This window comes from Gilliamella sp. B3022 (assembly GCF_028751545.1).
Lineage (GTDB): Bacteria > Pseudomonadota > Gammaproteobacteria > Enterobacterales > Orbaceae > Gilliamella.
The window spans coordinates 1,529,176-1,543,545 of record NZ_CP071867.1; the positions used below are offsets into that span (position 1 = coordinate 1,529,176).

At 32.7% G+C, this 14,370-nt stretch carries 13 protein-coding genes; 12 read left to right on the plus strand and 1 reads right to left on the minus strand.

All coding sequences use genetic code 11. The features are described from left to right. Positions 1 to 11: 11 nt before the first annotated feature. The 8 genes from J4T76_RS06910 (at position 12) to J4T76_RS06945 (ending at position 9,995) form a co-directional block, all read left to right on the plus strand. Positions 12 to 500: an OmpH family outer membrane protein gene (locus tag J4T76_RS06910; protein ID WP_267340005.1), complete on the plus strand. Its 489-nt coding sequence runs from the start codon at positions 12 to 14 to the stop codon at positions 498 to 500. Then, a complete protein-coding gene (gene lpxD, locus J4T76_RS06915; RefSeq protein ID WP_267355539.1) occupies positions 500 to 1,528 on the plus strand; it encodes a UDP-3-O-(3-hydroxymyristoyl)glucosamine N-acyltransferase in 1,029 nt (342 codons plus the stop codon). The genes J4T76_RS06910 and lpxD overlap by 1 nt, the downstream gene beginning before the upstream one ends. A 108-nt stretch (positions 1,529 to 1,636) precedes the next feature. Further along, positions 1,637 to 2,938 (plus strand): trigger factor, encoded by a 1,302-nt coding sequence (tig, locus tag J4T76_RS06920; RefSeq protein WP_267340002.1) that lies wholly within the window; start codon positions 1,637 to 1,639, stop codon positions 2,936 to 2,938. A 93-nt stretch (positions 2,939 to 3,031) separates the two neighbouring features. Next, entirely contained in the window at positions 3,032 to 3,634 is a 603-nt protein-coding gene (clpP, locus tag J4T76_RS06925) for an ATP-dependent Clp endopeptidase proteolytic subunit ClpP (RefSeq protein ID WP_324123777.1), read from the plus strand. Between the two features lie 12 nt (positions 3,635 to 3,646). Beyond that, a complete protein-coding gene (gene clpX, locus J4T76_RS06930; RefSeq protein ID WP_267340001.1) occupies positions 3,647 to 4,921 on the plus strand; it encodes an ATP-dependent protease ATP-binding subunit ClpX in 1,275 nt (424 codons plus the stop codon). A 187-nt stretch (positions 4,922 to 5,108) separates the two neighbouring features. Continuing rightward, positions 5,109 to 7,544, plus strand: coding sequence for an endopeptidase La (gene lon, locus J4T76_RS06935; protein ID WP_267345414.1), 2,436 nt, complete (start codon positions 5,109 to 5,111; stop codon positions 7,542 to 7,544). 132 nt (positions 7,545 to 7,676) lie between these two features. Further along, positions 7,677 to 9,536, plus strand: a complete 1,860-nt coding sequence (locus J4T76_RS06940) for a SurA N-terminal domain-containing protein (protein ID WP_267354565.1) — start codon at positions 7,677 to 7,679, stop codon at positions 9,534 to 9,536. 153 nt (positions 9,537 to 9,689) lie between these two features. Continuing rightward, positions 9,690 to 9,995, plus strand: a complete 306-nt coding sequence (locus J4T76_RS06945) for a ComEA family DNA-binding protein (protein ID WP_267339998.1) — start codon at positions 9,690 to 9,692, stop codon at positions 9,993 to 9,995. Between the two features lie 49 nt (positions 9,996 to 10,044). Here J4T76_RS06945 and priA read toward each other — a convergent pair whose 3' ends face one another. Continuing rightward, positions 10,045 to 12,213 carry a primosomal protein N' gene (priA, locus tag J4T76_RS06950; RefSeq protein WP_267354567.1) on the minus strand — a complete coding sequence of 723 codons (2,169 nt, stop codon included), beginning with the start codon at positions 12,211 to 12,213 and terminating at the stop codon, positions 10,045 to 10,047. A 217-nt stretch (positions 12,214 to 12,430) separates the two neighbouring features. Here priA and moaC point away from each other — a divergent pair, with 217 nt between their 5' ends. The 4 genes from moaC to J4T76_RS06970 are packed head-to-tail and all read left to right on the plus strand — an operon-like array spanning position 12,431 to position 14,362. Beyond that, positions 12,431 to 12,922 carry a cyclic pyranopterin monophosphate synthase MoaC gene (moaC, locus tag J4T76_RS06955; RefSeq protein ID WP_267339996.1) on the plus strand — a complete coding sequence of 164 codons (492 nt, stop codon included), beginning with the start codon at positions 12,431 to 12,433 and terminating at the stop codon, positions 12,920 to 12,922. Further along, a complete protein-coding gene (gene moaD / locus J4T76_RS06960) occupies positions 12,915 to 13,160 on the plus strand; it encodes a molybdopterin synthase sulfur carrier subunit (RefSeq protein ID WP_267339995.1) in 246 nt (81 codons plus the stop codon). The genes moaC and moaD overlap by 8 nt, the downstream gene beginning before the upstream one ends. Positions 13,161 to 13,164: 4 nt before the next feature. Continuing rightward, on the plus strand, positions 13,165 to 13,608 hold the full coding sequence (gene moaE / locus J4T76_RS06965) for a molybdopterin synthase catalytic subunit MoaE (protein ID WP_267339994.1): 444 nt from the start codon (positions 13,165 to 13,167) through the stop codon (positions 13,606 to 13,608). Positions 13,609 to 13,663: 55 nt separating this feature from the next. Continuing rightward, the gene (locus tag J4T76_RS06970) at positions 13,664 to 14,362 is read left to right on the plus strand and encodes a Bax inhibitor-1/YccA family protein (RefSeq protein ID WP_267339993.1); all 699 of its coding nucleotides are present in this window, start codon (positions 13,664 to 13,666) and stop codon (positions 14,360 to 14,362) included. The last annotated feature ends 8 nt before the right edge of the window (positions 14,363 to 14,370 follow it).

The following is a 14,370-nucleotide window of genomic DNA, read 5'->3' on the forward strand; positions in this document are numbered from 1 at the left end:
AGGTGAAGAAAGTGAAAAAAATTATATCTGTTCTTAGTATAAGTGCTGCATTACTGTTTACTGGTATGGCAAATGCAGAAGTTAAAATTGGTGTTATTGATGTAATGTCTGTTTTACAAAATATGCCACAGCGAGAAACAGTTGGACAAGCTTTAAATAAAGAATTTGAGGCAAGAGAGAAATCATTACGAGAAGAAGAACAGAAAGCCAGTGAAGCGGCAGCTCGTTTAAAAAAAGATGGTTTAACATTATCAACCTCTGAAAAAACAAAATTAAATAAAACAATTTCAGATTTTGAAAATAAAGCAAAAGCGTTCACAACAGATTACCGCAAACGTGAATCAGAAGAGATAGGTAAATTATTAACTAAAATCCAAGAAGCCGTTAAAAATATTGTTACAACAGAAAAATACGATATTATTTTAAAAGCAGAAGCTACATTATCAGCATCGGATGCGGTAGATATCACTAATAAAGTACTGGAAAAGGTTAAAAAATAATGTTTGCTTTCCGTTTAGAACAGTTGGCTAAACAACTTGATGCAAAGTTACATGGTGATGGTGATATAACTATCACAGGTATTGCATCCATGAAAAGTGCTGTATCTGGACAAATTACTTTTTTGTCCGATAAAAAATTGCAAAATAATTTATCAGAATGTAAAGCTTCTGCCGTAGTTATGACTGAAGACAGTCTTAAGTATTGGCAAGGTTCAGCATTAATTGTAAAAGACCCTTATTTTACTTATGCAAAATTAGCTCAATGCCTTGATACTACACCTGCGCCAGCTAAAGATATTGCTGTATCAGCCGTAATTGACTCATCTGCTCAGTTAGGTAGTAATATTTCAATTGGTGCCAATGCAGTTATCGAAAGTGGTGTTATATTAGATGATAATTGTATTATTGGTGCGGGTTGTTTTATTGGTAAAGATACAAAGATAGGTGCAAATACAAAATTATGGGCTAATGTTACTGTTTATCATAACTGTATTATCGGAGATAATTGCTTAGTTCAATCTGGCACGGTAATAGGAGCGGATGGATTTGGTTATGCTAATGATAAAGGAAAATGGATTAAAATTCCTCAATTAGGGCGCGTTGTCATTGGCAATAATGTAGAGATAGGTGCATCAACAACAATAGATAGGGGTGCGCTGGATGATACGGTTATAGGTAATGGAGTTATTATAGATAATCAGTGCCAAATTGCTCATAACGATATAATTGGTGATCATACCGCAGTTGCGGGAGGCGTTATTATGGCTGGTAGCTTAACTATTGGTCGTCACTGTCTAATTGGCGGAGCTAGTGTGATTAATGGGCATATGGAAATTTGTGATCAAGTTACTGTTACTGGTATGGGGATGGTGATGCGTCCTATCACTGAACCAGGTGTTTATTCATCAGGGATCCCACTACAAGAGAATAAAGTATGGCGAAAAACCGCTTCGTTAGTTTTACACATTGATGAAATGAATAAACGTCTGAAAGCGCTTGAGAAGAAACAATTAAATGTCTCGACGTAGACGAATACGGTCGGTATAATGTTTGCCTATTTTTATAAATTTGTTTGCTCAATTATCAATTTAAAATAATCATGGGCAAATATTATTCAATAATTTCGAGGTATACAGATGCAAGTTTCGGTGGAAACAACAAAAGGTTTAGGTAGACGTTTATCAATTACAATTCAATCAGAAGATATTAAAAAAGCAATTGATAAAGAGCTGGTTAACACTGCAAAAAAAGTACGAATTGATGGTTTTCGCAAAGGAAAAGTACCCTTAAAAATTGTTGAACAACGCTATGGTGCGTCCATTTTACAAGATGCATTGAGTGATTTGATGCAAAAAAATTTCATTGAAGCGATTGTTCAAGAAAAATTAAATCCAGCAGGGGCCCCAACTTATACTCCAAATGAATATAAGGATGGAGAGGATTACACATTTACAGTTGAATTTGAGGTTTATCCTGAAGTTAACATCAAAGATTTAGATAAGATTGAAGTTGAAAAGCCAGTAGCTGAGGTTGTTGATGCTGATGTTGAAACAATGATTGAAACATTACGTAAACAGCAAGGGACTTGGAAGGAAGTTGATCAGGAAGCTAAAGAACAAAATCGTGTCACTCTAGATTTTGTTGGTCAAGTTGATGGTAAGGAATTCGAAGGCGGTAAAGCTGATGATTTTGTATTAGTATTAGGTCAAGGTAGAATGATTCCAGGATTTGAGGATGCAATTTTGAATCATAAAGCTAATGACAAATTCGATATTAATGTAACATTCCCAGAAGATTATCATGCTGAAAATTTAAAAGGTAAGCCTGCCGTATTTTCTGCAACATTGAAAAAAGTTGAAGAACTTGAACTTCCAGAACTTACCGAAGAAGTCATCAAACGATTTGGTATCGCTGATGGTTCAGTTGAAAGCTTACGTGCTGAAGTCCAAAAAAATATGTTACGCGAACTCAACGCAACAATTCGTAATAAAATTAAAGCACAAGTTATTGACGGTTTAGTTAAGAATAATGAAATTGATGTTCCTAGCGCATTAGTTGAACGAGAAATTGATGTACTACGTCAACAAGCAGTATCTCGATTTGGTGGAAACACGAAACAATCAATGGAACTTCCTAAAGAATTATTTGAAGCTGAAGCTAAACGTCGCGTATCAGTTGGTTTATTGTTTAGCGAAATCATCGAAAGTAATAAGATTAAAGCAGATGATGAAAAGGTTAAGTCTTTAATTAATGAAATAGCCTCTGCTTACGAGGATCCTAAAGAAGTTTTCGAATTTTACAGCAAAGATAAGAAAGCAATGGATAACATTCGGTCTGTAGCAATTGAAGATCAAGTAGTTGATTTATTATTAGCTAGTGCTAAAGTAACTGATAAAAACTATTCATTTTCTGAATTAATGAATCAGCAAATGGCTTAATATCTATATACTGCTTCATTCAATAAAAAAGATTACTTTTAAGCCCAAATAAGAATTATCTGTTTGGGCTATTTTGTTTAATAGGAGATAAAAATGCCTTTAGAACCATATATGGGTGTGATTCCAATGGTTGTTGAGCAAAGCTCTCGAGGAGAAAGAGCTTACGATATATATTCACGTTTATTAAAAGAGCGAGTTATCTTTTTAACAGGACAAGTTGAAGATAATATGGCTAACTTAATTATCGCTCAAATGTTATTTTTAGAAGCGGAAAATCCTGAAAAAGATATTCATTTATATATAAATTCGCCAGGAGGTGTTGTTACAGCTGGAATGGCTATTTATGATACGATGCAATTTATAAAACCAGATGTTAGTACAATTTGTTTGGGACAAGCGTGTTCAATGGGATCATTGCTTCTAACTGCAGGAACAAAAGGGAAACGATATTGCTTACCTAATGCTAGAGTAATGATTCACCAACCATTAGGCGGTTTTCAAGGACAAGCTTCAGATATTCAAATACATGCACAAGAAATTTTACAAGTAAAAAGTCGTTTAAATAATATTTTGTCTATGCATACTGGTCAAGATATTAGTGTAATTGAAAAAGATACAGATCGTGATAACTTTATGTCTGCCGAAAAAGCAGTTGAATATGGTTTAGTGGACGCCATATATAGTAAACGTTCATAATAAATTAGCTAGGTGGTAAAAGTGAATAATGAAAGCTCAGAAAAATTACTCTATTGTACTTTTTGTGGTAAAAGTGAACATGAAGTTCGCAAACTAATTGCAGGACCATCATCTATTTATATTTGTAATGAGTGTATTGGGTTATGCAATGATATTTTAAAAGAAGAGACAAAAAATTTTCTCTCACATGAAGAATTTAATAGTAAACCATTACCAACTCCTCATGAAATTCGAAACCATCTTGATGAATATGTTATTGGTCAAGAAAAAGCAAAAAAAGTATTATCTGTAGCTGTTTATAATCATTATAAACGTTTACGTAATTATATAAGTCATAATGATGTCGAATTAGGTAAAAGTAATATCTTATTAATTGGTCCAACTGGTAGTGGTAAAACATTATTAGCTGAAACTTTAGCTCGCTTTTTGGATGTTCCTTTTGCGATGGCAGATGCTACAACATTAACTGAGGCTGGGTATGTTGGTGAAGATGTTGAAAATATCATCCAAAAATTATTGCAAAGTTGTGATTATGATATTGAAAAAGCACAACGTGGCATAATCTACATTGATGAAATAGATAAGATTTCAAGAAAATCGGATAATCCTTCAATCACTAGAGATGTATCAGGTGAAGGAGTTCAGCAAGCATTATTAAAAATTATTGAAGGTACTATTGCTTCTGTGCCTCCGAAGGGTGGGCGTAAACATCCTCAGCAAGAATTTTTACAAGTAGATACCTCAAAAATTCTTTTTATCTGTGGTGGGGCTTTTAGTGGCTTAGATAAAGTCATTGGAAATCGCGTGTCTGTTAATACTGGCATTGGCTTTGGTGCTGATGTCAAAAGTAGTAAAAATAAGGCAACAGAGACTGAGTTACTAGCTCAAGTTGAATCTGAAGATCTAGTAAAATTTGGTTTAATTCCTGAATTTATTGGCCGATTACCAGTTATCGGGACATTATCAGAATTAGACAAAAATGCTTTAATTAGCATTTTAACTGAACCTAAAAATGCTTTGACCAAGCAGTTTGAAGAGTTATTTAGGTTAGATGGAGTTGAGTTAGAGTTTACTAAAGAGGCATTAAATGCTATTGCAATAAAAGCGTTGCAACGCAAAACCGGAGCTCGTGGTTTACGTTCTATTGTTGAAAATATTTTATTAGATATAATGTATGATTTACCATCAATAAAAAATATTAAAAAAGTTATTGTTGAACAAGAAACAGTAGAGAAATCTCAAGCCCCAGCTTTAATTTACCGTGAAGATGTTGAGTTGTCAGCTTAACTATGAATATGCTTGTTATCGTTAATATGTTAACAAGCATGATCTTATTTATATTATGTCTAATTACATGTAGATATTGTCAAAATGTTTAAGGAATAGTATATATTTGAATCATAAGAATAGGCTTGAATATCTAAAATCAATCCCAATATCATCATAATGGGTTTGTACTATTAGAGAGAAAAAAATGAAAACAAAACAAACTAAACAAATGATTATGCCTATTTTACCATTACGTGATGTTGTGGTGTTTCCACATATGGTAATTCCTCTCTTTGTTGGTCGAAATAAATCAATACGGTGTCTTGAGAGTGCAATGGACATGGATAAACAAGTTTTTCTTGTTACTCAAAAAAATCCTTCACAAGATGATCCCGATATTGAAGATTTATATGAAACTGGGACTGTTGCCAATATTTTACAATTGCTTCAACTTCCAGATGGAACAGTGAAAGTTTTAGTTGAAGGCGTTGAACGAGCTAAAATTGTTGATATTTTAGAACAAAAAGAAGACGACTTTTTTATTGCCAATATCGAAACATTGCATGAAAAAAATAAGAATGATGATTTAAATGAAGCTCTAATGCGAGTTGTACTTTCTAACTTTGATGATTATGCAAAACTGAATAAAAAGGTAACTCAAGAAGTAGTTGATTCAATTCGTTTAATTAAAGAGCCTTCACAATTGGCTGATTCTATTGCGGCTACATTATTTTTGAAAGTAGAACAAAAACAAGAATTACTGGTTACAGCTAATTTGGAAAAGCGTTTTGAGTTACTTATTTCATTGATGGAATCTGAGATAGATTTATTACAAGTTGAGAAAAATATTCGTCAGCGTGTTAAGCAACAGATGGAAAAAGCGCAGAAGGAATATTATCTTAATGAGCAAATAAAAGCAATTCATAAAGAATTGGGTGATATTGATAATAAAACCGACGAATATGAAGAGTTAAAAAATAAAATTACTCAAGCTAAAATGCCAAAAGAGGCGACAGAAAAAGCTTTGGCTGAACTCAATAAACTCAAAATGATGCCTGCAATGTCTGCTGAAGCAACTGTAGTCAGAGGATATATTGATTGGATGCTACAAATTCCATGGCATAAGCATAGCAAAGTTAAAAAAGATATTGAGGGCGCTCAAAAAATTCTAGATAAAGATCATTATGGTTTAGAAAGAGTTAAAGATCGTATCTTAGAATATCTAGCTGTTCAAGGTCGAATTAATAAAGTTAAAGGGCCTATATTATGTCTAGTTGGACCTCCTGGTGTAGGTAAAACGTCTCTTGGTCAATCGATAGCTAAAGCAACGGGGCGTAAATATGTTCGAATGGCATTAGGTGGAGTTCGTGATGAAGCAGAAATTCGCGGTCATAGAAGAACTTATATAGGTTCCATGCCGGGTAAATTGATTCAACGTATGGTAAAAGTTGGCGTCAAAAACCCATTATTTTTATTGGATGAAATTGATAAGATGGCATCTGATATGAGAGGTGATCCTGCTTCTGCATTGTTAGAAGTACTTGATCCAGAACAAAACAGTGCTTTCAGTGATCACTATCTGGAAGTTGACTATGATTTATCTGATGTAATGTTTGTTGCAACTGCTAATTCTATGAATATTCCTGCTCCTTTATTAGATCGAATGGAAGTTATTCGTCTTTCTGGTTATACGGAAGATGAAAAATTAAACATTGCTAAACAGCACCTTATTTCTAAACAAATAGAAAATAATGGGTTAAAACCGAAAGAAATCTGTATAGATGATTCGGCTATTATTGGAATTATTCGTTACTATACCCGTGAAGCGGGAGTGCGTAGCTTAGAAAGGGAAATAGCAAAAATTTGCCGTAAAGTTGTAAAACAATTAGCCTTAAACAGCAAGTTGAAAAAAGTGACGGTAACTCAGGATAATTTAAAAGATTTCCTAGGGGTACAACGATTTGATTATGGTAAAACCGATAATGAAAATCGGATTGGGCAAGTTATTGGTCTTGCTTGGACTGAAGTAGGTGGTGATTTACTAACAATTGAATCAGTTAGTGTTCCGGGTAAAGGTAAATTAACTTATACAGGCTCATTGGGTGATGTGATGCAAGAGTCTATTCAAACTGCATTGACGGTAGTTCGTTCTCGTGCTGAAAAGTTAGGTATTAACAGTGATTTTTACGAAAAACGTGATATTCATGTACATGTTCCCGATGGTGCTACACCGAAAGACGGTCCAAGTGCTGGTATTGCTATGTGTACATCATTAATATCAACTTTAACAGGCAATCCTGTTCGTTCAGATGTTGCTATGACTGGAGAAATTACTTTAAGAGGAGAAGTATTACCTATTGGTGGTCTTAAAGAAAAATTACTTGCGGCACATAGAGGTGGAATTAAAACTGTCGTTATACCGATGGATAATGTAAAAGATCTAGAAGAAATTCCAGATAATGTTAAAGCTGAAATTGAGATTTGCCCAGTAAAATGGATTGATGAAGTAATCACAATAGCATTACAAAATAATCCATTTGGTATAGAATTGGAAGAAGAGAAAATTAATTTAAAACAGTCAACTAAAAAGGCAACAAAACAAATTAAATCTAAAATTCCGGTTCAGACACAATTAAATTAATTATATTTAATTTTAAAAAGATCAACTTAATGTTGATCTTTTTTTATCTCTTAACGTTCCGATAATAGCCAATTTAGGTAAATATGCTATACTTGCCGAATTAATCTTTAGATATATGGAGAATCGCAAGAAATGATGGATACAATCCGCACAGCTGCAAACCATATTGTAGTTAAAATTATTTTTACAATAATTATTTTATCATTTATATTCACAGGGATAGGTTTTTTGGGGTTTGGTGGCGGTAATAATGCACGAGATGCTCAACAATACATCGCAAAAGTTGATGGAGAAGGGATAAATCGAGCACAATTTGAAGCTCAAGTAAGAGAAGTTACATCAGGTTCAGCTGGTGATCCCGCTTTTATTAAACAACTTCGTCGCAATGTATTATATTCACAAATTACGAATTTTTTATCTTATAAATTTTCTGAACAATTAAACGCAAATATTAGTAATGAAAGAGTCAAAGAATTCATCAAGCAACAACATGTGTTTTTTGAAAATGGTAAATTTAGTAATAAAAAATATTTAGAACTCCTTTCAGCAAACGGATTTACACCTGATAGTTATGGTGCAAGCTTAAAAACTTCTTTGCAACAACAACAAGTGATTAATGCTTTAGTCAGCTCCAGTTTTGTATTACCAGTGGATTCTGAGTTAGCTAAATTACAAGATCAAACAAGGACAGTTTATGCAACAACTTTAAGCCCTAAAGTGGTTAATATGGATGATGTTAAAATCACTGTTGAAGATGAAAAAAAATATTATGAAGAACATAAGAGCGAGTTTTATCGGAAAGAAAGGGTTAAGTTTAATTATATTTTGAATAAGAAATATAACTATGTAGATAAAATTCGTATTAGTGATGAAGAAGTACAACAACAATTTAAAAAAAATAAAAAAGATTATTCCTTCCCTGAAAAACAAGCTTACAGTGTAATTTATGTCACTGATAAAGAACAGGCTGATGATATTATTAAGGATCTATCTTCTGGTGGTAGTTTTGATAATATTGTTAAAACGGTTAATCAGAGCCCTAGTACCTCTCCGTATGGAAAAAATGGTTCATTAGGATGGTTTACTATGGATGATTCTTTACCTCAAGCATTTAAAGACGCTAATTTGAAAAAAGTTGGACAAACTTCTAAGCCGATAAAAGTTGACGATGGTTATATTATTGTCAAATTAGATGATGTACAAAAGTCTAAAGTTATGGATTTTGATTATGCAAAACATGTGATTACTTCAAAACTAGAAGATGATAAATTAAATGCCATGTTTGATTCTGTAGAAAAGAAAATTCAGGCTGCGATAAATAAAAATCCTAATTCATTAGAAGCTATTGCAAAAGATTCAGATTTACAAATAGTTAATTCAGATTGGTCTTATTATAATGATATCGCTACCATCTTACGATACCCAGAAGTTAGAGATGTTGCATTTGGTGATCAAATGATTGTTGATGGTCAAGCAACAGGTAACGTTTCTGAAATGATAACTGTTGGTCAAGGCATTAATATGATTGATTTTGTAATTCAAATTGTTGATTATCGAAAGGAAGGCATAGCACCTTTTGAAGAGGTCAAAGATGAAATTAATACAAAACTATATCAAAATATTGCTAATGAGCGTTTCAAATCGACTGTCAATAATATATTAACGCAATTAAATGAAACAGGTAGTTCATCAAATGTTAATTTTTCTCAAAGTGTTAAACTTTCTAGAGACTCAAAAGCACTGAATAAGAAAATCGTTAATATGGTTTTTGATTTAGTACCATCAGTTACATCTAAAAGAGTTTTCGGTGTTCAATATTTAGATGATAAAAGTGCTACAATTGTGGTATTAACCGATGTAAAAACGCCTAATGAACAAAAAGATGTGTCCTCGGAATTATTGCCATTATATATCAACAATATATATTATTATCTTACTGACGATATTCGTTCTAAAGCTAAGATTGAAATTATGCCTGATGCAAATTTGTGATCCAAATCATAAATTAATGCAAAATTTAGCAAAAATGAAAAGTCACTTCGGTGACTTTTCTCATTTATGAAATTAGTAAACGTTTAATATTTGATTAAATGAGATAGTTAAAAAGCATATTAATTGCATAACTATATTTAAGAGGTTAATCAAATGAAACTATTTTCAATTTTATGTATTTTATTATCAAGTATCAGTTTTTCCGGTTTAAGTATTGCGGATAATCCACCTAATGAAGTAACTAAAAAAGAACAGCAACAAATTATACAAGTTAATATTAATACAGCTACTGCAGAAGAGTTAACTAAAGTCTTGACGGGTATAGGTATAAGTAAAGCCAAAAAAATTGTTGAATATCGTGAAAAATTAGGACCATTTGTTTCTATAGAACAATTAAAAGAAGTTTCAGGTATTGGTCAAGCAACACTGGACAAAAATGTAGGCAAAATAGCTTTATAATTTTATTTTAAGCCGCCGATTTTTAATATCGGTCGGCGATTACAATATCTTAATTATTGATAGGATCAATATCAATACTCCATCTTACTTTTGATGTCTCATTCCACTTTTCTATATCAATAACAAGTTTGTCTAAAATTAAGTGCAATAGTTGCCTATTTGTATGTTGTAGTAAAAGTTGCCAACGGTAATATCCTGCTTTTTTAGGCTGATTTGCTGGAATAGGACCAAGTTGCCATAAAGTATTATCACCATACTCTTTCAATTTCTCGTGAATAAGTTGTAAAAAGTTTTGTGCATGATGATTATTGCGATCAGCTGCACGTATTAATGCTTGATAACTGAATGGTGGTAATAGCGTTTGTTGACGCTCTTTTAAGGTCTGTTTGGCAAACTCTTGATATCCCTTGTTTAATAAGACATTTAGTAATGGATGATCTGGATGATAGGTTTGTAATATTACTTCTCCTGTTTTTGTTTCACGTCCAGCTCGTCCTGATACTTGAGTGTAGATCTGAGCAAATTGTTCTGTGGCTCGAAAATCACTCGAAAATAATGCACCGTCGACATCTATAACACCCACTAATGTTACATCAGGAAAATGATGTCCTTTCGCTAAAATTTGTGTACCCACTAAAATATGTGCACCACCTTGTTGGATGCTTTGCAAATAACCATCTAATGCTCCTTTTTTAGTTACAGTATCACGATCAATACGACTTATTTTAGTATTAGGAAAAAGGAGTTCAAGTTGTTTTTCTAATTGTTCAGTTCCAAAACCTACTGGTACTAAGTGAGTTGAACCACATTTTGGACATTGTTTGGGAATTGCCCTTGGTGTATCGCAGTAATGACAGTTAAGTTTCTGTTGTTGATGGTGAAAAGTATATGGACGATCACAACGGGGACATTCTGCAATCCAACCACAATCATGACAAATTAATAAAGGTGAATAACCACGCCGATTTAAAAATAACATGACTTGATTATTATTTTGTAGATGTATTTTTATTTGATCAATTAAAGGCTGTGATAAGCCAGCTATAAGTGTTAAACCTCGAATATCTAAAATAGATTGCTTTACTGGCTTAGCTTGACCTGCACGTTTTGTTAATTGCAATAATTGATATCTACGATTTTTAACATTATTTAAAGTTTCTAATGAAGGTGTTGCTGAACCTAATAAAACAGGGATATTTTTAAGTTTAGCACGAATAATTGCTAAATCACGAGCATTATAACGCCATCCTTCTTGTTGTTTGTAAGAACTATCATGCTCTTCGTCAATAATAATCATGCCTAAATTTTTAAACGGTGTGAAAAGTGATGAACGGGTACCAACAACAACTGCATTTTCTCCATTTTTGCTTCTTAACCAAACAGCCAGTCTCTGCTGATTAGTTAATCCTGAATGTAAAATATCTATTGGTACATTAAATCGTTCTTTAAAACGTTTGATTGTTTGTGGTGTAAGGCTAATTTCAGGAACTAATACTAATGCTTGTTCACCTTTAGCTAATACATTAGATATTATATTGAGATAAACTTCAGTTTTTCCTGAACCAGTAACGCCTTCTAATAGAAATACAGCAAAATTATAACGTTGTTTATTTACTGTATCTATAGCATAAAATTGTTCTTGATTTAATTTAATCAAGTTTGGATTGGTAGAGAAATTTGTTTGCCATCTTATAGTATCTGGTTGGCAATTTACGCGAGTTATAAGTTGTTTTTTTTCTAATTCCTTATAGATGGCGGTACTTGGATTAATAAAATCAACAGCATTACTTCTAAATGATGATAATAATAATTTTTGTTTTGGTGTTCGTGATAATGATGTCAGATCGATATTTTTCCCTAATTCAGTTAATTGCCAATCTTTGATTTCATCTTTATTCGCTTTACGTCCTTGTCTTAATAAAACGGGCATTGCATGAAATAAAACTTCACCAATTGGATAATGATAATAATTTGCCGCCCAGTTTAATAACTGCCAGATATCTGAAGTAAAAATAGGCTCACTATCAATAATAGTAGTTATATTTTTTAAATTTTTAACATTAATATCGGTTTGTTGGTCTATACTAACAATAATACCTATGGCATTGCGGAAACCAAATGGAACTTTCACCCGCATTCCAATTTTAGCTGGCTTAGTTAAGTGATAATCATAAAGTTGGTAAAGTGGTACTGGTAAGGCTACATGAGCAATAAGCATTGAGAATCACAATTATAATTAACAGAAAGTAATATTGTACGCAGTTTTTATTTAACTCGCATAAACATATCAAATTTATTGATGATTAGATAGGTTAAAATAAATTTATTTTTATTTGTTTTTATAATAATTAATTTAATCATATGGGTAGCTACTTGTAAAATTTTTCTATCTTGGCTATATTCTAACAAGTGAATAAATATTTAAGGAATTAAAGATGCCTGAGTCATTTTCGCACATTAATCATCGTGGTGATGCTCATATGGTTGATGTTTCAAGCAAACAGCTCACAATGCGGCAAGCAAGCGCAGAATCACTAGTCTTAATGAATATCAATACACTTGATATGATTATAGAAGGTAAGCATCATAAAGGTGATGTTTTTGCGACAGCAAGAATTGCAGGCATCCAAGCTGCAAAAAAAACTTGGGATATTATTCCTCTTTGCCATCCGCTCTTACTAAGTAAAATTGAAATTGATATCGAAGCTGATCGAATAAAAAGTTGTATTCGCATTCAAGCTAGTTGTCGATTAAATGGGCAAACAGGTGTTGAAATGGAGGCTATGGTTGCTGCATCAGTTGCGGCTTTAACTATCTATGATATGTGTAAGGCTGTGCAAAAGGATATGGTGATTACACAAGTAAAATTATTGACTAAAAGTGGTGGTAAGTCAGGAGAGTTTATTGCCAAGGAAATAAATGAATAAAATTATTTTTTTTGCTCAAATTAGAGAGTTAGTGGAAGTTGATAGCATCTTTTTAGATGCTAATCAAGTTTCTATTTTTGAATTGCTCGAACAACTTAGTAAACGTGGCGATAGGTGGGCTTTAGCATTTAAAGAGAGAGTTATTTTATGTGCAGTGAACCAAACGTTGGTGGATACTGATTATATTATTCAGACTAATGATGAAATTGCCTTTTTTCCTCCTGTAACGGGCGGTTAAAATTATGGATATTATTAGAGTAAATGAAGAGTCAATTGATACTAATCAGTTAATTAATTGGCTTTCAGAATTACCCCAAGATGGTGCTATTGTTACTTTTATGGGTAAAGTTCGTTGTTTTGAAAAACGAACATTAAGCCTTTATCTTGAACATTATGCATTAATGACTGAGAAAGTATTAGCTAATATAATTGCTAATGCTCGAAAAAAATGGCAATTAAGTCGAGTAGTGGTGGTTCACAGAGTTGGGGAAATTAATGCTAATGAGCAGATAGTATTTGTTGGAGTAAGTAGTGCTCATCGTGCGGATTCATTTTCGGCTGCTGAATTTATAATGGATTTTTTAAAAAATGAGGCACCATTTTGGAAGAAAGAACGAATCATTGATGGAGAACACTGGGTTGAAGCAAAAAAAACTGACATAGACGCATTGAAAAAATGGAATTAATCCTTATTTAATATATAATACATAAGATTATGTAACATTTTAGGAGAGGTAAAGAATGGCAAGTTTTTCGCCTAATGGTTTAATTAACGAACAAGCTGGTAGTCGTGTACAAACGTATATGAGCCATGTATATGGCTGGATGACAGTAGGTTTATTACTAACAGCTTTAGTTGCTTGGTTTGCATCAAGTAATATGGCATTGGTGCAGTTATTATATAAAGGTATGTGGTTGTTGTTAATTGCGGAACTGGCATTAGTTTTCGTTATTTCTGGCATGATCAATAGACTTTCTGGTGCTGCTGCAACCACATTATTTATGCTTTATTCGGTTTTAAATGGTTGTACTTTTTCAATCTATTTTTTGGTTTATACTTCATCATCAATAGCAAGTGTATTCTTTATTACTGCAGGCATGTTCGCAGCTTTGGCTTTTTATGGCTATACTACTAAGCGAGATTTGTCTGGTTTCGGCCGTTTCTTATTTATGGGTGTAATTGGATTAATCATTGCGTCATTAGTGAATATGTTTATGCATAGTCAACCGTTAATGTGGGCTATTACCTATATTGGTGTGTTTGTTTTTGCAGGATTAACTGCGTATGATACTCAAAAATTGAAAGAGTTAGGTGATGGTTTACCTCAAGATGATCAGAATTTATTTAGACGTTATGTTATTTTAGGTGCATTACAACTTTATCTTGATTTTATCAATTTATTTATTATGTTACTAAGAATTTTTGCCGATCGTCGATAACTTTTTTG